An 18627-nucleotide genomic window follows, 5' to 3' on the forward strand; every position below is an offset into this window, starting at 1 on the left:
CCCTGCAAAGATGGCGCACGAGCTGACCTAGGTTCTGGTGAGTAGTTAAGAAATAATGGTGACTAGTTCCGATGCGGCGGCCCGCTGTTCCGCCCACGTCTGTTCCCGAAACTGCTTGGGCGTGACACCCACGAAGTGCTTGAAAAACTTGGTAAAGTTGGACGGATCGTAGGTGAGGCGCGCCGCTACTTCTGCTATCGACAAGCGCGAGTCGAGCAGCAGCTCTTTGGAAACTGCTACTAGTTTACGCTCATAAATAGCACAAGGCGCTTCGCCGGTGGTTAGCTTAAGCGTGTTGCTGAGGTGCGTAGGATGAATGCAAAGCTGACTGGCAAAGTCGCGGATTTCAAGGGCTTCCGTGGCACGGCCGGCTACTAAATCATCCACGTGCGCGTGCACGAGGCGGGTGAAATCGGCGGTTATCTCGTGCTGGCGGGCTAGAATTTTCTTGGGGATGGTAGTTGCGGGCATATGATGAACTGAGTTAACCTTCCATAGAAATATCATAAGGCAAGAAGCCTTTCACAGATATATATATTATAAACATATGATTCTTGTCGTGGACAGTTTCAAACCCTAACTCCCACTCTGCACTCTGTTCTTCGTTATTAAGAGCAGGCACTGAGAGGTAAACGGGCCAAAATTCTTTTGTGAAATCTTGGATTGTAAAATCAGGCTTATACTTTCTAATTCGTTCTGTAATAAGGCTCTGTATAGCAGGCACGAGAACAAGATACTCCATTTCTACCTGCCGGTAGAACTCTCTTTGCCCGGTTGTTGGTCCTGGTAGATTACCAGTAATACCTAGCTCAATTTCTTGACCAGTCGGCGCAAAAACTCGCCAGCCTTCAAAGTAACTCTCTTCAGGTTTTTTTGCATCTAAAAGCAACAAGCTTCCAAAATACTCATCTTCTACACGGATGTTTTCACCAAACAAGAAGCTCCAGACACCCATACTTTATTATTAATTTCAATAGCTAGGTCTAATGTACAGCAAAGCTAGGGTCTGTGAAAGCACATACCTAGCTTGAAGCAACCTAGCCCTATCTCGTTTGATTTACATAACTTCGGGTTATGCCAAAGACCCAGACCCTCGAAGACTTCTACAAGCACAAGATCCATTGGATGCCCGAAAACCTTCAACAGGACATCGGGCACTTCAACGTATTTCGGCTCGATGACTACGTGGGACCGAACGCCTGCGCGCTGCCCTACAGCCGCAAAGACTTTTACAAGATAACCCTCGTTACCGGGCACAACAAGTACCACTACGCCGACAAAACGGTAGAGATAAACGGCAATGCGCTGCTGTTTGCTAACCCATTGGTGCCTTATCATTGGGAGCCTCTCGACGATAATCAAACCGGGTACTTCTGCATCTTCACCGAAGCCTTTCTGCAACGACACATGACGGTGCTGCCCCAGGATCTGCCGGTGTTTAAGCCCGGTGGTCAGCCCGTTTATTTCCTGAACGATGAGCAGCTAGCTACCACGAAGCAGCTATTCGAAAAGATCTTTGCGGAAATAGATTCCGATTACGCTTTCAAATACGACTTGCTACGCGCCTACGTCTTTGAGCTGGTACACGGTGCTATAAAGCTGCAACCCGCCTCCACCCTTTACCACGATAGCAACGCCGCTACGCGCATTGCGTCGCTATTCACAGAACTACTAGAGCGCCAATTTCCGATTGAGCTGCCGGGCCAGCAAGTAAAACTGCGCAATGCTAATGCCTTTGCCGCCCAGCTCGCCGTGCACGTCAACCATCTGAACCGGGCACTGAAGGATGTAACCGGCAAAACTACCACCCAGCTCATTGCAGAACGGCTCGTGCAGGAGGCCCACGCCCTGCTCAAACACACTGCCTGGAACGTGGCCGAAATTAGCTACTCCCTGGGGTTTGAAGAGCCGGCTCACTTCAGCAACTTCTTCAGGAAACACGCGGGCACTGCGCCTTCCACCATGCGCGTTGTTTGATTTTCGCAAGTATCTGTTTGAACCGGGCAAGCTCCTAGCCTTTGATGGGTTCTAGTTTTGCACTGTACAAACAGAGCAACGATGAACAACCCCAAAATCTGGTTTATTACTGGTGCCTCTCAAGGCCTAGGGCTTTCGTTGGTAAAGCGCCTTCTGAGCGAAGGCCACCAAGTAGCCGCCACCTCCCGCAACCTAGCTAGCCTCGCGCAAGCCGTCGACACCACCTCTCCTGCTTTCCTGCCCCTGCAAGTTGACCTAGCTGATGAGGCGAGCGTGCAGCAAGGCATCGAACAAGCCATCAGCACCTTCGGGCGCTTAGATGTAGTCGTGAACAACGCTGGCTACGGCATTGGCGGCAGCATCGAAGAGCTAACTGACGCCGAAACCCGGCAAGCTTTTGACGTGAATGTGTTTGGGGCGCTGAACGTCATCCGGAAAGTACTACCGCATTTACGTGAAGCTGGTGCCGGCCACATCATCAACATTTCGTCTATAGCGGGCATTGCAGGAGCGACGGGTTGGGCGATTTACGCGGCTACAAAATCTGCAATGATAGCCTTCTCGGAAGTGCTAGCCCACGATGTGGCGAATTTCGGCATTAAGGTCACGGTGGTGGAGCCGGGCGCTTTCCGCACTAATTTCCTAACGACTGAGTCATTGAGCCTAGCTCAGCAGCCCATTGAGGCGTACCAAGCGGTGCAGGCTTCGCACGAGAAGTACCTGCAAATGAACGGCACCCAAGCCGGCGACCCGGACAAAGCCGCCGCGGCCATCATCCAGCTAGCTGCCGAAACCAACCCGCCTATTAATCTGCTCCTCGGCCAAGACGCCTACCAACGCGCCTTACACAAACTCGACACTCTCCAGCAAGAATTCCAAACCTGGCAACCGCTCACGGCCTCTACAGGCTTCGATGCTTAAAACCCAGTGGGGCATCTAGGGGTGAGGTTATGAAGAAGTAGTTGGAGGTAACACAAAATTCACGCGTTGGTATCAAGCAAATGCCTATGTTGTTCGTCTACTAAGTAGCGTGGCACAATCAAATGGTGTGCTGCGTCAGCCGTTCAACGAGCCATAAGCTCAGCAGTGCATCTGCTCGCCCTCCCGATACGTCAACCTTCTACCTCAACTATTATGCTCTATTTATTTGCCCAACTAGCGCTAAGCGACTCCCTTTCCTACTCGCAAGATCTTTCATTCGATGACTACCAAGAAGATTTGGTTCGTGACCGGCGCCTCCAAGGGCCTAGGTCTGACCCTGGTTCAACAGCTACTAACCGCCGGCTACGTAGTAGCGGCTACTTCTCGCAATGTGGAGGAGCTAAAACGCGCTGTGCCGCTTAACACCAATCAATTCTTGCCCTTGCACATGGACCTCGGCAACGAGGCCAGCGTGCGGCAAGCCCTAGAAACAACCATCCGCACCCTAGGTGGGCTGGATGTGGTGGTGAATAATGCTGGCTACGGCCAGGTTGGTGCGCTGGAAGAACTATCGAACCAGGAAGCGCGCAACAACTTTGAGGTGAATGTGTTCGGTATGCTGAACGTGATACGTGAAGCGACGCCGCACCTGCGCCAACAAGGCGCGGGGCACGTGTTTAACATCTCCTCCATTGGCGGTTTCACGGGTGCATTCCCCGGCTGGGGCATCTACTGCGCCACCAAGTTCGCCGTGGCGGGCCTCACGGAATCGTATGCCGCTGAAGTGAAACCATTTGGCGTGAATGCCACGGTGGTGTACCCCGGCTACTTCCGCACCGAGTTCCTGTCGGCTGGCTCTATGGGCAAGCCTCAAGCACCCATCGACGCCTACCAGTCCGTGCGCGACTCGCAGGCGATGCACGAAGAGCAGATCAACGGCAACCAGCCCGGCGACCCGCAAAAAGCAGCTGCACTTCTGATTCAGGTAAGCGAAGCCGAAAACCCACCTGTGCATTTGTTCCTAGGTGAGGACGCCTACCAGACAGCCGAACAAAAAATTGCGACCGTGCAGCACGAGATGCAGCAGTGGCAGGAACCCGCTACAGCTACTGGCTTTGTGGAAGCATAACCTAGGCCTAGGCGATTAAAGCGCCTTCCGTAGCCTGACACAGCTTTCTGACGTCCTGAAGAACGAAACCTAGCCCCAAACCATTCGGTCTGTTTTGGCGTCTTACTGCATTATTTCACACGACCTACTCATGCCTGAAACACAAAAAATCTGGTTTATAACCGGCGCCTCAACCGGCCTAGGCGAAGCCCTGGCTACCCTGCTGCTCGAAAAAGGAGACAAAGTGGTAGCTACCTTCCGCCAGCCCGAGCAAGTGGCTGCCTTCACCCAAAAAGCCCCCGGACAAAGCCTAGGTGTACTGGCCGACGTCACCAATGCCGAGCACGTAACGGCTGCCGTGCAGCAAGCGCTCGACACCTTTGGCCACCTCGACGTGATAGTGAACAATGCGGGCTACGGTTCGCTAGGCAGCATTGAGGAAATTACAGAAGAGGAAACGCAGCGTCAGTTCGACGTGAACGTGTTTGGGCCACTGCGTCTCGTTCGGGCCGTGCTGCCGCACCTACGGGCCCAGAAGTCGGGCCATATTCTGAATATCAGCTCCGTGGGTGGGCTGATCGGCATGGCGCACGCGGGTATCTACAACAGCTCGAAATTTGCGCTGGAAGGCTTAGGCGAGTCGCTGGCCGCGCAGCTCAAACCTCTAGGTATTCACGTCACCAACGTGGAGCCCGGCCCGTTCCGCACCAATTGGGCGGGTCCCTCGGCTACCTACACCGATACAAAGATTGCTGACTACGCCAGCACTGTGGGCGAAGGCTTGAAAGCCTCACTGGGCCGCAGCGGAAACCAGACCGGCGACCCGGTGAAGGCCGCCGAAGCTATGTACCAGCTCGTGCGCTTGCCCAATCCACCCATGCGCTTGCTGCTCGGTGGCTTCGCCTACCAGATGACTCGCCAGAAGCTCCAGGCCATGCTGAAAGAAATCGACGACTTCGCTTACCTAGGCGAGCCGACTGATTTTTAGAATTGCTTTTCGAGGTTCTAAGTCGCTACAAAAGAAAAGCCCGCCGCTGAGACTCAGCGGCGGGCTTTTTAGTTATATAACCTAGGCTACTTATTGCCCAAGCACTATCGCGAAAATCAGCGGCGCAACAATCGTGGCGTCCGATTCGATGATGAACTTCGGCGTGTTCTCCCCTAGCTTACCCCACGTGATTTTCTCGTTGGGCACGGCGCCGGAGTAGCTGCCGTAGCTGGTAGTCGAATCCGAAATCTGGGCGAAGTAGCCCCATAGCGGTACGCCGTGACGACCTAGGTCTTGGTGCAACATCGGCACTACGCAGATCGGGAAGTCGCCGGCAATACCGCCACCAATCTGGAAGAAGCCCACAGTGCTGTCGTGCGTGGCTTGTTCGGTGTACCAATCGGCCAGATACATCATGTACTGGATGCCCGTCTTCATGGTGTGCACGTTCTTGATGTCGCCTGAGATTACGTGGCCCGCGTATATGTTGCCGAGCGTGGAATCTTCCCAGCCGGGGCACACGATGGGTAGGTTTTTCTCAGCGGCAGCCAGCATCCACGAGTTCTTGGGATCAATCTGGTAGTACTGCTCCAGCTCGCCCGAGTTCAGGATCTGGTAGAAGAATTCGTGCGGAAAGTAGGCTTCACCGGCTTGGTCGGCTTGCTCCCAGAACTTCAGCACCGTGTGCTCGATACGACGCATGGCTTCCTCTTCCGGAATGCAGGTGTCAGTCACGCGGTTCATGTGGCGCTTGAGCAGGGCGTGCTCGTCGGCGGGCGTCAGGTCGCGGTAGTTCGGTACTCGCTCGTAGAAGTCGTGCGCCACCAGGTTGAAGATGTCTTCTTCCAGGTTAGCGCCCGTGCAGCTGATGATATGTACTTTATCTTGACGAATTAGCTCGGCCAGCTGAATACCCATTTCGGCCGTGCTCATGGCACCGGCTAGGGTAATCATCATTTTACCACCTTCCGCGAGGTGCTTGTTGTAGCCTTCGGCCGCGTCGATGAGGGCAGCGGCGTTGAAGTGGCGGTAGTGGTGCTTCAGGAAGTTCGTGATTTGCATCGACTCGTTGTTCTATTGATGGGTGTGCGGATTATAATCAATTAGTAGCCCTAAATCGTTCATTGTTTGCTCTCTATACTAGAGATTATGCATAATGAACAATTCAGCCTAGGTTGCTTACCAAACAGCTCGTTAAGACGGCTGCTCAATCATGAGGTTGTGATTGGTGTAGATGCAGATGTCGGCCGCAATGTGCAAGGCATCTTCCACCATTTGGCGGGCCGTGAGGTGCGGCGCGTGCTTTTTGAGGGCTAGGGCCGCGGCTTGGGCGTACATGGCGCCGGAACCGATAGCGGCTACGTCGGAGTCAGGTTCGAGCACGTCGCCGGAGCCGGCAATGATGAGCAGCTCGTCTTTGTCGCAGACCACCATCATGGCTTCCAGCTTGCGCAGGTATTGGTCTTTGCGCCACTCTTTGGCTAGCTCGATGGCCGCGCGCCGGAGCTGACCGCCGTAGCCGGAAAGCTTCTCCTCAAACTTATCGAGCAGCATAAAGGCATCGGCTGTGGAGCCGGCAAAACCCGTCACGACTTTGCCGTTTTGCAGCTTGCGCACTTTGCGTACATTGCTCTTGGCCACATGCTTATCCATCGTGGCCTGACCGTCGGCACCGAGGGCAATTTCCCCGTTGTGGCGCACGCCAAGAACGGTTGTTGAGCGTATTTTCATCATTTCATTTATCAGTTAACATTTAACATCTATCAAGTGGCCTTTACAAATCAACCTCTAACGGTTAACAGGTGACCAAGCTAACCCTAAGGCAAGCTCAACCACCTGTTTACGGTCAGTTGCTAACTGATAAATGGTAACTGGTAAATGTTGAATGATCAGAATCGGGCCTGCAATTTAGCAAAGTAAAATCGGCCGTTCGATCCCATCTGCACCGGATCCCAGGCGCCACCCGTTTCGGTGTACTGCGGATTGAAGAAACTAGGATAGCGGTTGAACAAGTTGGAGCTACCTAGGATGAATTGTAAGTTGTTGGTTATGGCGTAGTTCAGGGTCAGGTCTGTTGTGATGCGGGTCTTGTATTGATTGGGGTCACCATTCCAATCAATGAGCGTCACTTTATCGAAGCGCACAAAGCGCAGCAATGTTCCGAAGTGCCCAACCTGGTAATCGAAGGTCAGATTGATCTTCGATGGCGGTGCTGAAGCTTTCACAAACGCCTGTTCGCGGGCACCAAAGAACTCCTCTTCCCGCCCGGCCAAGCGGCCGGAAGTCCGCACCCGATCGATTTTCAAGTTGTTGAAGTTGGCGGCCAGTGTCGAGTTGAGGCGGCTCGTACCTAGGGTCGCGGTGTGGCTCAGCACCACATCAAGGCCCAGCGAGCGGGTGTCGGCAGCATTGGCGAAGAACTGCGCCTGGCCCACATTCAACGCCTGCAAATCGGTGCCGATAACCGGGTCATCGGCCGAGAATTGCGTGGTAAGCACCACCCGGTCTTTCACTTTGATGTAATAGCCATCAAGCGTTAAGCTCAAGTTGGAACCGATGCGGCTCGTGATGCCAATGTTAGCGTTGTTCGAGGTTTCCTGCTTTAGGCTCGGAATACCTAGCTTCTGCGTGACGGGGCTATTGTTGCGGGCCAGTAGTACTTCCACCGGCTGCCCGCCGATAAAGTTGGTGACGGTCGAGTTGAAGTTTATTTGCGCCAAGGAAGGCGCCCGGAAGCCGGTGCTGTACGTGCCGCGCACCGTCAGGAAATCGGTCAGGTTGTAGCGCGTGGCTACCTTGTAGTTCAGGGTGCTGCCGAAGTCGCTGTAGTGCTCGTAGCGCAACGCAGCTCCCAGCAGCCAGCGCACGGTCACGTTCAGCTCCGCATCGGCGTAGATGCCAATATTATCGCGCGTGGCTTTGATGGCATCGCTAGGCTGGAAGCCTGGAAAACCCTGCGCGCCAGCCGCCTGGCGCAGCGAATCGGGTGTTCCGGCAGGGTCGTAGTTGGCGTAGGAGGTCTCCTCGCCCGCAAACAACGAATACTTTTCGCGGCGCCACTCGGCTCCGGCAGCCAGATTCAGACCTTCTAATACGGTTTTGTAGTTGCGCGTCAGACCTAGGTTTACTACGTTCTGCTGCAACTGAAAGCCGCCGGCATCAAACTCTGTGATCCTAGGTCTTTCGCCAAGCGACCTGTTCAGGGAGTTGCGCACGCCGTAGTCAAAGCGGTTGGAACCGAAGTCGTTGCTCAGGTCTAGGTCCCAGCCGCCCAGGGTTGCGCGCACGCCGGCTACTGCCGACACGTCCCAAATGTCGCTGGTGATAATCGGGTCAAAACCATTGGGGTAAATGGCCGGCACATTGCGGTCGTCGTCGGCAAAGCGCGTCCAGGCGTAAGCGTCGCCGTGGCGCTTATTACCCCCGCCAAATACATAAATGTGCGCCTTATCGCTCAGCGCAAACTTAGAGTTCACATACGCCGAGGTGTTGGTCACGCGTGGGTCACCGTACTCACGGCGGAGTCGTCCGTCGGGCGCGGGCACGTTGGCGCGCTGGGTATGCTCGCGACGGTTGTAGTCAAGGGTAGCATTGATGAAGCTCCCCTTCTCCCCTATCGCGCCGCCGTAGTTGACATTGGCGTTGAAGTTCCCACCGTCAAAATCTCGATCATCGAAACGGTATTTGGCGTCGTAAGCGCCGTAGTTCACGTTGGCGGTGAGCTCTTTCACCGAGCGTTTCAGCACGATATTAATGACGCCGGCAATGGCATCGGAGCCGTATTGCGCCGAGGCCCCGTCGCGCAGAATCTCAATGCGTTCGATAGCCGCCGCCGGAATGACGTTCAGATCGGTACCGGTGTTGCCACGGCCGCGCGTGCCAAACAGGTTCACCAGCGCCGATTGGTGCTGGCGCTTGCCGTTCACGAGCACCAGCGTTTGGTCCGGACCTAGACCGCGCAGGCTAGCCGGGTCGACGTGGTCGGCGCCGTCGGAGCCCGTTTGGCGGTTGGAGTTGAACGAGGGCGCGACGAATTGCAGCAGCTGATTCACATCCAGCTGGCCGGTTTTGGTGGTCACGGTACGCACGTCGATGATGTCAACCGGCGAGGGCGAATCAGTGATGGAGCGGTTCTGGCTGCGCGAGCCTACGACTTCCACACCACCGAGGCTGGTGCTAGCCTCCGCCAAGCGCACCGTTAGCGAGCCGCCATTGGCGCTTACTTCCTGCGGCGCGAAGCCAATAGAGCTGACTACCAACCTAGGTTGCGCGGTACGGGCTTTCAGCGTGAAGCGGCCGTCGCCGCCGGTGCCGGTGCCGTTGTTGGTGCCTTTCTCCACCACCGTCGCTCCGACGAGCGGCCGGCCCGTAGGGTCAAGCACTTGCCCGGTTAAGACCTGACCTTGCCCCCAGGCAGCCACGCTAATCACGCAGCACAAGGGTGCTAGTAGTAAATGTTTGTTCATCGTGTCAAAGAATAGTTAGTGGCGTAGTTGTTATGATTTCGATAAGCAAGAGCACTATTATTTCCCAATAAAGCAATAAAAGCACAGGGTTATCAGAAAGACTACACAGGAGAAACCTAGGTCTGGGTTAGAGCCAGGTTTAATAGCTAGCTCTGATTTGACTTTTCAGAAGTACATGACAAACAAAAAAGCCAACCCTTACAGGCTGGCTTTTTTTTGTAATCACCTTTCGAAGCTAGGCTCAGATGAGCATGCGCATCGGATCTTCCAGCAGCGCTTTCAGCGTTTGGAGGAAGGCAGCGCCGCTGGCGCCGTCCACTACGCGGTGGTCGCAGCTGAGCGTCACTTTCATCACGTTGCCGATAGCTAGCTGGCCGTTCTTCACCACGGCGGTTTGCTTGATGCCCCCCACGGCCAGGATGCACGCATCCGGCGGGTTGATGATGGCGGTGAATTCCTCGATGCCGAACATACCTAGGTTCGAGATGGTGAAGGTGCTACCCTCCCACTCCGAGGGTTGTAGCTTCTTTGACTTGGCTTTGCCAGCCAGGTCTTTCACCTCCGTAGCAATGGCCGAGAGGCCTTTGCCGTCGGCGTTGCGGATAACCGGCACCAGCAGACCATCTTCGATAGCCACAGCCACGCCAATGTTCACCACTTTGTTCTGGCGGATCTTGTCGCCGAGCCACGACGAGTTGATGGCCGGGTGCTGCTTCAGCGCAACAGCCGACGCTTTGATAACCAAGTCGTTGAAGGACAGCTTCACGGGCGACAGCGCATTCAGCTGCGTGCGCACCTCCATGGCCTTGTCCATCAGGATTTCCATCGTCAGATAGAAATGCGGAGCCGTGAACAGGCTCTCCGACAAGCGGCGGGCAATGACCTTGCGCATCTGCGACACCGGCGTGTCGGTGTAGGTGCCTTCGGCGGCTGCGGGAGCTGGCGTAGCAGCTTTGGGAGCCTCGGCAGCGGGAGCAGCCTGCGTAGCCGGAGCTACGGCAGGAGCAGCTTGCGGCGCGGCAGCGGGAGCAGCCGAGGGCTGGAAGCTCTCCACGTCGCGCTGCACGATGCGGCCATTTTCGCCGGTGCCTTTCACCTGGCTCAGGTCAATACCTTTTTCTTTGGCAATGCTCTTGGCAAGCGGAGAAGCCAGTAGACGGCCACCCGATTGCGTCGTGGTAGCCGCTTCAGAAGCAGCGGCGGCCGCGGGTGCAGCCTGGGCTTCAGCAGCCGGAGCAGCCTGCGGCGCAGCACCACCCGATTGGCCACCGAGCAAGGCCTGCACGTCAGCGCCTTCTTCGCCGATGATAGCCAGCACGCCATCTACCGCAACAGCTTCGCCGTCCTTCGGTCCGATGTAGAGCAGGGTGCCATCTTCGTAGTTCTCAAGCTCCATCGTGGCTTTGTCGGTTTCGACTTCGGCCAGTACGTCGCCCGATTTCACTTTATCGCCTACTTTCTTGAGCCACGCAGCAATGGTGCCTTCGGTCATCGTGTCGCTCATTTTGGGCATCCGAATGACGGTGGCTTTTTTACCGTTGCCAGCAGCGGCGACCGGAGCGGACGCAGCAGCCGGGGCTGGTGCAGGCGCGGGAGCTGCCGGAGCGGGGGCAGGAGCCGCGGCTTGCGGAGCAGGAGCTGCCGCTGGTGCAGCGCCACCCCCTGCCTGACCGAGCAGGCCGGAAATGTCTTCTCCCTCTTTGCCCACGATGGCTAGCACGCCATCTACCGGAACCGAGTCTTTCTCTTTCGGCCCGATATAAAGCAAGGTGCCATCCTCATAATTTTCCAGCTCCATCGTGGCTTTGTCGGTTTCGACTTCGGCTAGGATATCACCGGATTTCACTTTGTCACCTACCTTCTTGAGCCACGCCGCGATGACACCTTCGGTCATCGTGTCGCTCATTTTGGGCATTTTTATGATTTCGGCCATTTGCTTCTTGGGTTGGAGTTGAGGCGTCAAAATTAGCCCGAATTTCCGGGCAAGCAAACCAAAGTACACGTAGATAGGGGGCAAATCCTACCCTGCTTGCTGGAATGCACCACGGCACGTTCGTTGGCTGCGCCGTTTGCCCCAATGAACGCAATTTACCGGACCTAGGTCGTTGTTCTACTACAAAAGCACGTTCAGCCTTACCTAGGTCGGCTGTAAATGCATGGTATCCATGAAGCTGTGCACCGCAAACATGGAACCCGTGTAGTGCAGCTTGTACAGGCACAGGTTGCGGTGCTCAAACGAATCCATGCAGCTGAGCGGATAGTTGAGCAGCTGACACAGCAGCACGCGCATCGCCCGCCCATGCATGCACACCAGAATGGTTTCTTCCTCGGGGCGCGACAGCATCAGCTCGATGAAAAGGCGCTGACGGGCGGCCACTTGGTCAGGGCTTTCGCCGCCGGGCAAACCTAGGTTGGTGATGCCTTGCTTCCAGCCCTGCAAAACTTCATGATACTCAGCATCTTCCTCGGCCGTGATGCGGGTGCCTTCGCGGGCGCCCCAGCTAATCTCGTTCAGACCGGCGTGCTGCTCGTGCGGCAGACCTAGGTCCAGGAAGCCCTGCACGGACTGGTGCGTGCGCTGCAACGTGGAGGTGTAAACTTTATCAAACTTGACATGTTTATAAGCGGCGAAAAAACGCGCGGCCTGCCGGTGCCCGGTCTCGTTCAGGCTGGAGTCGACGCCGCTGCCCTGCACGATACCGCGCACGTTGAAGTCCGTTTGTCCGTGCCGGATAAGGTAGATTTTTTTGACGCTCACTTTCCCGCTAGCTTTGCTGAACAAGGTTCCAAACTAGCGGTTTTACGCTGGAAAAGTCTTAGTTGCCTTGTTTTTTTAGCATGAATTTTCCCACCCACGATCTTGCCCAACTCAATGAGTGGTCGCGCAATACGCTCAGTGAGCACCTCGGCATCGAGCTTACCGAAGTAGGCGACAAGTACCTGGTCGGCCGCATGCCCGTCGACCGCCGCACGCATCAGCCTATGGGCCTGCTGCACGGCGGCGCGTCGGTGGCGCTGGCCGAAACCCTGGGTAGCATCGGCGCAGCGCTGCAAGTCGACCTAACGAAAAAGGCGTGTGTGGGCCTGGAAATCAACGCCAACCATATTAAAGGAGTACACTCGGGCTACGTAGTCGGGCGAGCGACGGCCGTGCATATCGGCCGCAGCACGCAGATCTGGGAAATTCGCATCACCCACGAGGAAACCGGCGCGCTGGTGTGCCTCAGCCGCATTACGATGGCTGTCATCGACTTGCCCGCTAAACCTAGCTCCGCGGCATGAAGAAGCCGCCACTGCGCGCCGTCGCTTGGCCGGGCGAAGTACCCGACTTTCGCATTCAGCTGCGCCAAATCCTAGCTTTTGCGCTGCAACACAGCTTACCCGTGGCACTCTGGCGCTTGCCTAATACTCAGCAGGCCCAGCTTTGCCTGAGCTTTTCGGATGAGGCCGCCTTTGCGGGCCTCACGCCCATTCTGGAGCCGAAGGCGCCGGCCGGCTTCGCTTTCTTCCCCTTCCGCGACTCCGACCACAACCCGGCGCTGTTTCTGCCCGCCGACGTCTTTTTCGACACGGCCAACCCCGCTGAGCTGCACGTAAGTACCTCCCTGGATGAAGCCGGCGAGGCGCAAGTAGAGGCGCTACTTTCCTTCCTGAGCACCGCGCCACCGTCCTCTTCCACGCCGCTGCCCTGGCATGTGAGCCCGCAGCCGGTGCCGCACACCGCCACGCGGGCCGAATACGCCGCGCTGGTGCGCAAAGCCGTAGCAACCATCGAGCAAGGTCACCTTCGCAAAGTAGTATCGTCGCGGGCGGCGCGGCGGGTGCTGCCCCTGGGTTTCGACGTGCTGGTGGCTTTTGGAGAGTTGCACCGCCGTTATCCGTCGGCGTTTGTGTCGCTGGTGAGCACGCCCTCGGCGGGTACGTGGCTGGGTGCCACGCCCGAGAAGCTGGTGGAAGTGGATGAGGAAGGTGTGTTCCGCACAATGGCGCTGGCTGGCACCCAGCCGCTCACCCCTGACCTCACTCCGCAAACAGCCATGTGGACGGGCAAGGAAATCGAGGAGCAAGCCTTGGTAGCGCGCTATATCGTGAGCTGTTTCAAGCAGTTGCGACTACGCGACTACGATGAGATTGGTCCGCGCACGGCGGCAGCGGGGCAGCTGCTGCATCTGCGCACCGATTTTGCCGTGCCCTTGCGCCAAGTGCCCCACCCTACCCTCGCCACCGACATGCTCCGCCTGCTGCATCCGACTTCGGCCGTGGGCGGCATGCCGCGCCAGGCCGCCCTGGATTTTCTGCAAGCCCACGAGAGCTATGATCGGGCGTACTACAGCGGCTTCCTAGGCCCCGTGAATCTGCCGCAGCCGGGCGTGGCGCGGGTTTTCGTTAATCTGCGCTGCTTGCAGCTACGTGAAGATGAGGCGGTTCTGTACGCCGGCACTGGCCTAACGGCCTTTTCCGACCCGCTGCGCGAATGGACCGAAACGGAGCTGAAGCTAGCTACCGTCGGGGCAGTGCTGGGCGGCAAGGCGGAGTGACTTCGTGTAGAGCATCTGAGTACTCCGTAAGGCAACTCAAGCACGTCATGCCGAGCCCAGCGCGGAATCTCGCGTGCTTGAGTTGCGCTGGTAAACCTGCCGATTAGAGTTAGCATTGCACGCGAGATGCTTCGACAAGCGGACGCCAGATGAAGCATGACGTTCTATTCGGAATGACGTTCTTGTTTATTCCTCATCCAACAGCAGTACTCAGCTGTTAAATGGTAACTGATAATTATCAACTGAAAATGCAGGCTGTTTATAACATTGCGGAAATCTGTGCGCAGCATGGCATTACGGATGTGGTGCTGTCGCCGGGCTCACGGTGCGCGCCGCTTACTATTGCTTTTGCGCGGCACCCTAGGTTGCGGGTGCGCACGGTGCCCGATGAGCGGGCTGCCGCCTTCATCGGCCTAGGTTTGGCGCAGGCGCAACGGCGCGCGGTAGCCTTGGTATGCACTTCCGGCACGGCCGCCCTGAACTACGCGCCGGCCGTGGCTGAGGCGTTCTTCCAGCAGATTCCGCTCGTCGTTTTCACCGCCGACCGCCCGCCGGAGTGGATCGACCAGCTCGACGGCCAGACCATCCGCCAAACGGATATCTACGGCAACCACGTCAAAGGCGCCGCCACTTTCCCCGCCGACACCACGCATCACGACGCCAAGTGGCACTCGGCCCGCATCGTGTCGGAAGCCATCAACCTGGCTCAGCAGTTTCCGGCTGGCCCCGTGCAGGTGAATATTCCGCTGCGGGAGCCTTTTTACCCAAAAGCCGGGGAGGCGTTTCACTTTGAGGAAGTGAAGGTAATTCGTGAGCAGCCGGGCGCGCCCACGCTGCCTACTACGGAGCTAGCCGCCTTGCGCCAGGAGCTAGGTCAAACGTCGCGGGCTTTAGTAGTTGCCGGTCAGTATCAGCATGATGCGGCGCTCCTGACTGCGTTGCGGCACTTTGGCGTGGATTATCAGGTGCCGGTTGTGGGCGATGTTATTGCCAACATTTACCTGTCGGCGGTGCCTGAGTCGAAAGCGCAGTTGGCCCCTATTGGGCGGCAGGATGTGTTTCTAGCCGTGCCGGACAAGGAGCAGAAAGAAGCCCTGCGGCCGGAGCTGCTGATTACGTTCGGGCAGTCGCTCATCTCGAAGGCGCTTAAATTGTACTTGCGCGAATACGCCCCGAAGCAGCACTGGCACATTCAGGCCGCCGGTCCGGTGGCCGATACGTTCAAGTCGCTCACCCGTATCATTCGCATGGAGCCGGCGGCGTTTTTCAAGGCGATGCTGGCCGAACCTGCGGCCCGCGAACCTAGGGTAATCGTGGCAAACCCAGCCGTGCGCTCGGCCCAGCACCGAACTGTTCCTATCCCCAACGTGCTCCTCACGCCTCCCGACGCAGCGGCGCACGCGGCTGCACCCGCCTACCTAGCTTCCTGGCAGCGGGCGGAAAGCTGGGCCGACGATTTTCTGGCGAACTTCTTCAACGCTGCCAAGCAGCCGTTCAACGAGTTCAGCGCCTTCCATTTGGCTTTGCAATTCGTGCCGAGCCAGGCGGCGATTCACTTGGCCAACAGCATGGCGGTGCGCTACGCCAACATCCTAGGTTTGGCTAACAAGCCCGACACGGAGGTATTCGCCAACCGCGGCACCAGCGGCATTGATGGTTGCAACAGCACCGCAGTGGGGTCAGCGCTGGCCCAGCCGGAGCGGCCGGTGGTGCTGTTCACCGGCGACGTGGCGTTTTTCTACGACCGCAATGGCTTTTGGCACAACTACCCCGTGCCCAACCTGCGCGTGGTGCTGTTCAACAACCACGGCGGCGGCATCTTCCGCATCATCGACGGGCCGCGGCAGCAACCGGAGCTAGAGGAGTTCTTCGAGACGCGCCAGCCGCTCACCGCCGAGAATACCGCCCGCGATTTTGGGCTGCGTTATTTTACGGTTTCGTCTTTCGCCGAACTTGAATCGGCGTTACCTGTTTTCTTTGCGGCCGAAGGCGGCGCGGCCTTGTTGGAAATCACCACTGACAGCGCCACCAACGCCGAGTTTTTCGAGCACTATCGCTCAGCAGTTCGTACTTCACATTCATAGAACGACTCTGCGAACCTCTGCGGAACCTCTGCGGACCTCTGCGGGAAACATCGTTGAACGACGGGTTCCCGCAGAGGTCCGCAGAGGCTTCGCAGAGGTTCGCAGAGTTCTAAAACGCCAAACAATATGGCAGAACAAATCACCTGGACCCCGATCAAGGAGTTCCGCGAAATCCTCTTCACCCAGCACGGAGGCATCGCCAAAATCAGCATCAACCGCCCGCAGGTGCATAACGCCTTCACGCCCCTCACGGTGCAGGAAATGATTGAGGCAATGGACATTTGCCGCAACCGCACCGACATCGGCGTCATCATCCTGACCGGCGAAGGCGGCCGCGCCTTCTGCTCGGGCGGCGACCAAAGCGTGCGGGGCCACGGCGGCTACGTGGGCGAGGACACAGTGCCGCGCCTGAACGTGCTCGACCTGCAAAAGCAGATTCGCTCCATTCCGAAGCCTGTTATTGCCATGGTGGCCGGTTGGGCCATCGGCGGCGGCCACGTGCTGCACGTCGTCTGCGACCTGACCATTGCCGCCGAAAACGCCCGCTTTGGCCAGACCGGCCCGAAAGTCGGCTCCTTCGATGGCGGTTTCGGAGCTAGCTACCTGGCCCGCATCGTGGGCCAGAAAAAAGCCCGCGAAATCTGGTTCCTCTGCGACCAATACGACGCCCAGGAAGCCCTGGATATGGGCTTAGTGAACAAAGTAGTGCCGCTCGACAAGCTGGAAGAAACTACCGTAGCGTGGTGCCACAAAATTCTGGAGAAGAGCCCTCTAGCTTTGCGCATGTTGAAGTCTTCGTTCAACGCGGAGCTGGATGGCCAAGCCGGTATTCAGGAGCTGGCCGGCAACGCCACGCTGCTCTACTACCTCTCCGAGGAAGCCAAAGAAGGCAAAAACGCCTTCCTTGAAAAACGCACGCCCGACTTCTCGAAGTATCCGAAGTTTCCGTAGGCCGCTGGTAGCTCGCGCAATAATTCAAAAGGCTCTATATTCCTGTCAGGCAGGACTCTGGAGCCTTTTGAATTTTAAAGGAATGCGTGGATTAAACAAAGTAACGCTTATCGGCAACCTAGGTAAGGACCCCGAGGTGCAGGTATTGGAGGGCAACATAGCCGTAGCGAAGTTTTCGCTGGCTACTACCGAAACTTTTCGCGACAAAGCCGGGCAGCTGCACACCCACACCGACTGGCACAGCATCGTACTTTGGCGTGGCCTGGCTGAATTAGCGCAGGCCTTTCTGCGCCGGGGCAGCCTCGTGTACGTGGAAGGCAAGCTCAAGACCCGCCAATACGCCGATGCCGATGGTCGCCGCCACTACGTAACGGAAGTTATTGGGGAGCAGGTGCTGATGCTCGATAAGAAAACTGGTGACGTGCCGCTATCCGCCGTGGCTTCATGAAAACGGCTGTATCCTTACGCGTGCGTTCCGCCGGCATCGATTACCAGGTATTCTTTCCGTATGCCGATGCGCCGGTACGCGCCGCCCTGCTGGCAGCCGGGGTGCGCTACGATGCCACGGCTCGTGCCTACCTGCTATCCATGGAAGCAGAGTTGGTGCAGCGGGTGCAAGCAGCTTGCGCTCAGTTGAGTATCCCGCTCTCCGCGCCTCCGCTGCCCATTATTCCCCAAGTGCTACCACCGCCTACCCCGCAGAACGAGCTGCTGGCGCGCTATGGACAGCGGCTGGCGCTCAAGCGTTATAGCTCCCAAACGGTGCGAAATTACAATACCGCTTTTCGGGCTTTCCTGGTTTATCACGCGCCCCGGCTACCGCTCACGCTCACGCACCAGCAAATTCTTGATTATATGGCTGAGCGGGTCGCAACCGGCATTTCTGAAGCTTACCAGAACCTGCTTATCAATGCTATCAAGTTCTATTATGAGCAGGTAGAAGGTCAGCCTCGCCAATACTACGAAATTCCGCGTCCAAAGCGCCCCTTACTAAATCCCAAGCTGCTGGGTAAAGACGAGGTAAAAGCCCTGCTACTGCACACTGAAAACAGCAAACATCGCTGTATGCTGATGCTAGCTTACGGTTTAGGACTGCGCTTGAGCGAAGTCCTAAACCTGACCTTACAAGATATTCACTCCAGCCGAATGGTACTTTATGTACGCGGTGGTAAAGGCAAAAAAGACCGTATGTTGCCTTTATCTGAACAATTGCTACATTGGCTACGCGACTACTACCGTCAATACCGGCCACTTACATTCCTGTTTGAAGGCCAGCAGGTTGGTGAGCGCTACAGCGACCGGGCCCTACAGTTAGTAGTAAAGCAAGCTGCCCAGCGGGCTGGCATTCAACGACCCGTTACCTTACACATGCTCCGCCACAGCTATGCTACTCACTTGCTTGAAGCCGGCACTGATATTCGTCTTATCCAAGACCTGCTTGGCCATAGCAGTATCAAAACCACTGAGATTTATACGCATGTTGCCCAACGCACCCGCCCGGCTTCTCCACTTGATAATTTGGGGCTCTAAACCTTCGTTTACCATCCCATATTGGTACGGTAAACGAAGGTTCACTTCGCTTTTAAGATGGGTT

At 56.8% G+C, this 18627-nt stretch carries 17 protein-coding genes; 10 read left to right on the top strand and 7 right to left on the bottom strand.

Going from position 1 to position 18627, the window contains the following annotated elements; all coding sequences use genetic code 11:
• Positions 1 to 45: 45 nt before the first annotated feature.
• Positions 46 to 471, bottom strand: coding sequence for a helix-turn-helix domain-containing protein (locus IEX74_RS19945; protein ID WP_188815801.1), 426 nt, complete (start codon positions 469 to 471; stop codon positions 46 to 48).
• A gap of 13 nt (positions 472 to 484) precedes the next feature.
• A complete protein-coding gene (locus tag IEX74_RS19950) occupies positions 485 to 955 on the bottom strand; it encodes a hypothetical protein (protein ID WP_188815802.1) in 471 nt (156 codons plus the stop codon).
• A 119-nt stretch (positions 956 to 1074) separates the two neighbouring features.
• On the opposite strand from IEX74_RS19950, the gene IEX74_RS19955 reads away from it, so the two are divergent.
• From IEX74_RS19955 to IEX74_RS19970, 4 genes are all read left to right on the top strand, one after another.
• On the top strand, positions 1075 to 1977 hold the full coding sequence (locus tag IEX74_RS19955; protein WP_188815803.1) for a helix-turn-helix domain-containing protein: 903 nt from the start codon (positions 1075 to 1077) through the stop codon (positions 1975 to 1977).
• A gap of 81 nt (positions 1978 to 2058) precedes the next feature.
• A complete protein-coding gene (locus IEX74_RS19960) occupies positions 2059 to 2898 on the top strand; it encodes an SDR family oxidoreductase (RefSeq protein WP_188815804.1) in 840 nt (279 codons plus the stop codon).
• 280 nt (positions 2899 to 3178) lie between these two features.
• Positions 3179 to 4027 (top strand): SDR family oxidoreductase, encoded by an 849-nt coding sequence (locus IEX74_RS19965; protein ID WP_188815805.1) that lies wholly within the window; start codon positions 3179 to 3181, stop codon positions 4025 to 4027.
• Positions 4028 to 4157: 130 nt separating this feature from the next.
• Complete coding sequence (locus IEX74_RS19970; RefSeq protein ID WP_188815806.1) at positions 4158 to 4994, top strand: oxidoreductase; 837 nt, start codon at positions 4158 to 4160, stop codon at positions 4992 to 4994.
• A gap of 90 nt (positions 4995 to 5084) precedes the next feature.
• Here the strand turns inward: IEX74_RS19970 and IEX74_RS19975 are convergent, their stop codons facing one another.
• From IEX74_RS19975 to IEX74_RS19995, 5 genes are all read right to left on the bottom strand, one after another.
• Positions 5085 to 6056 carry a deoxyhypusine synthase family protein gene (locus tag IEX74_RS19975; protein WP_188815807.1) on the bottom strand — a complete coding sequence of 324 codons (972 nt, stop codon included), beginning with the start codon at positions 6054 to 6056 and terminating at the stop codon, positions 5085 to 5087.
• A 132-nt stretch (positions 6057 to 6188) separates the two neighbouring features.
• Positions 6189 to 6728 carry an ATP-dependent protease subunit HslV gene (hslV, locus tag IEX74_RS19980; protein WP_188815808.1) on the bottom strand — a complete coding sequence of 180 codons (540 nt, stop codon included), beginning with the start codon at positions 6726 to 6728 and terminating at the stop codon, positions 6189 to 6191.
• A gap of 155 nt (positions 6729 to 6883) precedes the next feature.
• Positions 6884 to 9460, bottom strand: coding sequence for a TonB-dependent receptor (locus IEX74_RS19985; protein WP_188815809.1), 2577 nt, complete (start codon positions 9458 to 9460; stop codon positions 6884 to 6886).
• Positions 9461 to 9701: 241 nt separating this feature from the next.
• On the bottom strand, positions 9702 to 11393 hold the full coding sequence (locus IEX74_RS19990) for a pyruvate dehydrogenase complex dihydrolipoamide acetyltransferase (RefSeq protein WP_188815810.1): 1692 nt from the start codon (positions 11391 to 11393) through the stop codon (positions 9702 to 9704).
• Between the two features lie 204 nt (positions 11394 to 11597).
• Positions 11598 to 12218, bottom strand: a complete 621-nt coding sequence (locus tag IEX74_RS19995; protein WP_188815811.1) for a histidine phosphatase family protein — start codon at positions 12216 to 12218, stop codon at positions 11598 to 11600.
• 80 nt (positions 12219 to 12298) lie between these two features.
• Between IEX74_RS19995 and IEX74_RS20000 the strand changes: the two genes are divergently transcribed.
• The 6 genes from IEX74_RS20000 to IEX74_RS20025 all read left to right on the top strand — a co-directional run bounded on the left by IEX74_RS20000 (position 12299) and on the right by IEX74_RS20025 (position 18563).
• Positions 12299 to 12742, top strand: a complete 444-nt coding sequence (locus tag IEX74_RS20000) for a hotdog fold thioesterase (RefSeq protein ID WP_188815812.1) — start codon at positions 12299 to 12301, stop codon at positions 12740 to 12742.
• The gene (locus IEX74_RS20005; RefSeq protein ID WP_188815813.1) at positions 12739 to 13998 is read left to right on the top strand and encodes a chorismate-binding protein; all 1260 of its coding nucleotides are present in this window, start codon (positions 12739 to 12741) and stop codon (positions 13996 to 13998) included. The genes IEX74_RS20000 and IEX74_RS20005 overlap by 4 nt, the downstream gene beginning before the upstream one ends.
• Positions 13999 to 14246: 248 nt before the next feature.
• Complete coding sequence (menD, locus tag IEX74_RS20010) at positions 14247 to 16082, top strand: 2-succinyl-5-enolpyruvyl-6-hydroxy-3-cyclohexene-1-carboxylic-acid synthase (protein ID WP_188815814.1); 1836 nt, start codon at positions 14247 to 14249, stop codon at positions 16080 to 16082.
• 126 nt (positions 16083 to 16208) lie between these two features.
• Positions 16209 to 17033 carry a 1,4-dihydroxy-2-naphthoyl-CoA synthase gene (gene menB, locus IEX74_RS20015; protein ID WP_188815815.1) on the top strand — a complete coding sequence of 275 codons (825 nt, stop codon included), beginning with the start codon at positions 16209 to 16211 and terminating at the stop codon, positions 17031 to 17033.
• Between the two features lie 82 nt (positions 17034 to 17115).
• Positions 17116 to 17481 (top strand): single-stranded DNA-binding protein, encoded by a 366-nt coding sequence (locus tag IEX74_RS20020; protein WP_188815816.1) that lies wholly within the window; start codon positions 17116 to 17118, stop codon positions 17479 to 17481.
• Positions 17478 to 18563 (top strand): tyrosine-type recombinase/integrase, encoded by a 1086-nt coding sequence (locus IEX74_RS20025; RefSeq protein ID WP_229755390.1) that lies wholly within the window; start codon positions 17478 to 17480, stop codon positions 18561 to 18563. The genes IEX74_RS20020 and IEX74_RS20025 overlap by 4 nt, the downstream gene beginning before the upstream one ends.
• Positions 18564 to 18627 lie beyond the last annotated feature (64 nt).

It is taken from the genome of Hymenobacter cavernae, assembly GCF_014641455.1.
Classification (GTDB): Bacteria; Bacteroidota; Bacteroidia; order Cytophagales; family Hymenobacteraceae; genus Hymenobacter; species Hymenobacter cavernae.